The organism is Pseudomonas sp. R62 (assembly GCF_000257605.1).
GTDB classification, from domain to species: domain Bacteria; phylum Pseudomonadota; class Gammaproteobacteria; order Pseudomonadales; family Pseudomonadaceae; genus Aquipseudomonas; species Aquipseudomonas atacamensis.
In genome coordinates, this window is the sequence record NZ_JH635999.1 from 781155 (window position 1) to 784915 (window position 3761).

Sequence of the window (3761 nt, forward strand, 5' to 3'; positions counted from 1 at the left end):
ACGTATGTGGTAGTGTTTCAAGACATTCAACAAACGGAGCGCGACCATGCATCGAGTCGGCTATCTGCTCTCGGAAGGTTTTCAGGTCATGGCGCTGGCGACCCAGTCGGTGTTCGAGTTCGCCAACATCGTCACCGGCAAAGCCGTGTACAAGGTGCAAAATTTTTCCCAGGCCGGCGGCATCGTCAGCTCCTCGCTGGGCTTGCACGTCGATACGTTGCCGCTGACGCAAGCGGGGCTGGCCGACAGTTGGCTGGTGGCTGGCACGCTGACACCGCTGACGCCGCCCGGTGCTGACGTGCTGCACAGCGTGCGCGGGCTCGCCGACGGCGCACGCCGCGTGGCCGGCATCTGCACCGGCTCGTTCGTACTGGCGCAGGCCGGAGTGCTGGATAACCGCCGCGTGACCACGCACTGGGCGTTCGCCCCGGCGCTGCGCAGGATGCATCCCTCGGTGAATGTCGAGGACGACCGCATCTTTATCATCGACGGCCCGGTGTGGACATCGGCGGGCATGACCGCTGGTGTCGACATGGCGCTGGGTATGGTCGAGAAGGATCTGGGCAGCGAAATCGCCCGCTCGGTCGCCCATCGACTGGTGATGCATCAGCGTAGATCTGGAGGGCAGTCGCAGCATTCGGAATTGCTGTCGCTGTCGCCCAAATCCGACCGCATTCAGAGTGCGCTGGATTACGCGCGTAAGCACCTCAATCGCCCGCTGAGCGTCGAAGAACTGGCCGAAGTGGTGCACCTGAGTCCGCGGCAATTCACCCGCGTGTTCACCGCCGAAACCGGCCAGTCTCCAGCCAAGGCGATAGAGAGCCTGCGCCTGGAAGCGGCGCGTTTGCTGATCGAGCAGAGCAGTCACAGTCTGGATGTGGTCGCCAGAGAAACCGGGTTTCGTGACCGCCGGCACATGCGCGAGGTGTTCATGCGCGGCTTTGGCGTGCCGCCGCAGGCGGTACGGCGGGATTCGCGGCGGATGGTGTGAGGCTCGTCTGGTTACGTGACGTTATGTTGAGCACCAGCGACCTTTGCCCGAAACCTTTGGTAGGCTCGTGCAGCAAACGGATATGGACTGAAAAAATGAATCTGGAAGCGCAACTGCGGGATCTGATTGATAAGGATCCCGTCCGTATGCACATCCTGCGCATGGTCAGGGATCTCAACTTGCCGGACTGCTGGGTTGCCGCAGGTTTTGTGCGCAGCCTGGTTTGGGATCATCTGCATCAGCGCCAGCCTTCGCCGTTGCCCGAGGACATTGATGTCGTATGGTTTGACACAGCATGTGCCAGTGCGCAAACAGACCTGGCCTTGGAGGTCGAGCTTGCAGCCCTGTGCAGTGGCTTGAACTGGTCGGTGAAAAACCGGGCACGCATGCACCAGCGGAACGCCGATGCGCCTTATGGGGCGGCTGCCGATGCAATGACGTTCTGGCCGGAAACCGCTACGGCAGTAGGGGTCAGGCTTGATCGGCATGGCGCGATAAAGGTTTCGGCGCCGTTGGGGCTGGAGGATTTGTTTGCGCTGAATGTGCGGCCAACCGCCCGATTTGAAAGTGATAAAAACGCGGTGTTTGTGGAGCGCGTGCAGTCGAAGAGATGGCTCGAGATCTGGCCGAAGTTGACGCTCGTAACGCAGGGTTGATGCCACCCCGATTGATCGTTTAAACCGATAAGGAAATCTTTATGCATCCCGACAAGGCCTGTCCTGTGGTGCTTTGTTTCGCACAGCGCCCGCGAGTCCTGTTGTTTCGACACCCCCAGGCTGGGGTGCAGTTAGTAAAAGGAACCATTGAGCGCGGAGAAACACCCGCCGAGGCCGCTTTGCGAGAACTGGCGGAAGAGTCCGGTATCCACAATGCGACAATCTGTGAAGATTTAGGCTGCTGGGAGTCTTGCCACCACGGACAAGTCTGGTCATTCCAACGTTGCGAGGTGCGTGAGCCACTGTCAGAGCGATGGTCTCACCAGACACTGGATGATCACGGGCATGTCTTCGAGTTTTTCTGGGCCTCGCTCGATGAGTTACCGTATGGCGATTGCCATCCTGTGTTTCGTCGAGCGCTGGGGTTTTTGATGGAGGCTTTGAAGTACCAAGGACAACTAGCGGCACACGACTGAGGAGCAAAATGGAGATCAACCGCCTGCTCAAGAAGCGACAGTTGAATGTGCAGGAACAGAATGCCGTGACGGCCTATCGGTTGATGACGACCGCAAAATTCTGGCGCAACGCCGGTCTTCCCGTCGCCTTGGTTGGTTATGGCGAAAGCCAGGGCATCGACTGGGCGGGCAGCGTGGTACTTGAACTGGAAGTCGATTTCCCCGGCATGCCACGGCTGTATGGCTTGATCCTGAATCAGGCAGAACGGTTCATAGCCTCTGAAATTGACACCGACATTGATCACCAATGCGTGGAAACTGTAGAGCGATGGGAAGATTTAACTTCAATTCAGAACCATGCAGTTTCCCAGCGCGGCACTGGTAAAGGTTTCGCTGTAATTGCTCTTCAGATCAGACGGGAAATTTCAGGATCGTGACAGGCAAGGGCCGCCGGGAACCTCAGCACAATCCCCTTGTAGGATTGAGCCTGCTCGCGATGACGGCAGCACATTCACAGCCACATAAACAGAAAACCCTCAGCCCGTTTAAACAGTAACTCCAGCCTTAAGCAAACGGCTACAACGCCTTGCGCCATTCCCTACGACTACGCCAGAATCCGCCGGCTTGTGCGTCTGCCGTTCCCTCCGTAACTTGATTCCTGTCACTTCTCATCAGTGATCGGGTCTGCAAGCCCGTCGGAAATCAGTCGCATAGCCCTGCCAAAGGACACTTGTTCGTGTCCGCTCAATGGCGGCTTTGTGCGGGAGACCTTCGGGTCTGCCGGGTTCCTGATTTCCCGGTCTTGCAGACCCGCACACAGCTGCCACCCATCATCTGCAAGTGATGTTGGCAGCTCCAGACGAATAATCAGGAGTTTCACCATGTTCAAAGTCACACCCAATCCCCCAACCACCGACCCCGCATCGCCCTACGAATCCTGCGGCTCGAAAAAGCTCCACGAAGCCGCCGAACGCGCCCTCGATCACTACCTCGGCCCGGAAGACATCCTGGCCAGCACCAACACCCCGGAACAGATGTTCCTCGCCAACCCGAAATACGACACCGAGTCCCTGCTGGCCAACGCCAGCGAATCCCTCGGCTCGGCCACCACCATGCTCTACGACTTCGCCGCGCTGCTCGACAACCCGCGCCGCAAAACCCTGCTAGGCATCGCTCAGGTCGTCATGCTTGGCGAGATCGCGGTAAATCAGGCTTTGGATAAAGTCGAAATAGCCAAATGACCCGCAATGCGACGAGCGCAAAACCTCGTCGCAATCCCCGGGCGCGCCATGGCTGGCACACGGCCACGGCTTGCACCACCCGGCCTCCACTGTCACCCTTCGGGCCGTTCTTCAAGGATCAGAACAAGGAATCAAGGATTGAGTGGCTACGTTCCAAACCCGCCGAAAAACTACCGCTACGAACAAGCCAAACCCGTCGACCTGCACGCCCAGCATTGGGCCGAGTATGAGAAACACGGGAAAGAGCCCGCGCGCGAGCCTGAGAAAATAGGCATTGCGTTGAGGATCGGGGTTTTCTTTGATGGCACAGGCAACAATGCGAACAACTCTGCTGCGGGGTTGTTGTGCGGTGCTCAGCATCCGATTGCGCCTGAGGATATTCCTCCCAGTTGTCAGCCCTATATGCGAGATCCGGATA

The 3761-nt window shown here is 58.3% G+C and carries 5 protein-coding genes and 1 pseudogene; all 6 read left to right on the top strand.

Annotation, left to right across the window (positions count from 1 at the left end; all coding sequences use genetic code 11):
- The first annotated feature begins 46 nt into the window (after positions 1-46).
- Positions 47-991, top strand: coding sequence for a GlxA family transcriptional regulator (locus tag OQK_RS21865; RefSeq protein WP_016774277.1), 945 nt, complete (start codon positions 47-49; stop codon positions 989-991).
- 95 nt (positions 992-1086) lie between these two features.
- Complete coding sequence (locus OQK_RS21870; protein WP_016774278.1) at positions 1087-1647, top strand: nucleotidyltransferase family protein; 561 nt, start codon at positions 1087-1089, stop codon at positions 1645-1647.
- A 41-nt stretch (positions 1648-1688) separates the two neighbouring features.
- On the top strand, positions 1689-2123 hold the full coding sequence (locus OQK_RS21875) for an NUDIX hydrolase (RefSeq protein WP_016774279.1): 435 nt from the start codon (positions 1689-1691) through the stop codon (positions 2121-2123).
- Positions 2124-2131: 8 nt separating this feature from the next.
- Positions 2132-2539: a hypothetical protein gene (locus tag OQK_RS21880; RefSeq protein ID WP_016774280.1), complete on the top strand. Its 408-nt coding sequence runs from the start codon at positions 2132-2134 to the stop codon at positions 2537-2539.
- 444 nt (positions 2540-2983) lie between these two features.
- A complete protein-coding gene (locus OQK_RS21890) occupies positions 2984-3343 on the top strand; it encodes a DUF6124 family protein (RefSeq protein ID WP_016774282.1) in 360 nt (119 codons plus the stop codon).
- Between the two features lie 138 nt (positions 3344-3481).
- Positions 3482-3761, top strand: a pseudogene (locus OQK_RS31595) (DUF2235 domain-containing protein); the annotation flags it as partial.

Excerpts from the sequence above, each read along its gene's own strand:
- OQK_RS21875 (WP_016774279.1), top strand. The coding sequence starts at position 1,689 with ATGCATCCCGACAAGGCCTGTCCTGTGGTGCTTTGTTTCGCACAGCGC.
- OQK_RS21865 (WP_016774277.1), top strand. The coding sequence starts at position 47 with ATGCATCGAGTCGGCTATCTGCTCTCGGAAGGTTTTCAGGTCATGGCG.
- OQK_RS21880 (WP_016774280.1), top strand. The coding sequence starts at position 2,132 with ATGGAGATCAACCGCCTGCTCAAGAAGCGACAGTTGAATGTGCAGGAA.
- OQK_RS21870 (WP_016774278.1), top strand. The coding sequence starts at position 1,087 with ATGAATCTGGAAGCGCAACTGCGGGATCTGATTGATAAGGATCCCGTC.
- OQK_RS21890 (WP_016774282.1), top strand. The coding sequence starts at position 2,984 with ATGTTCAAAGTCACACCCAATCCCCCAACCACCGACCCCGCATCGCCC.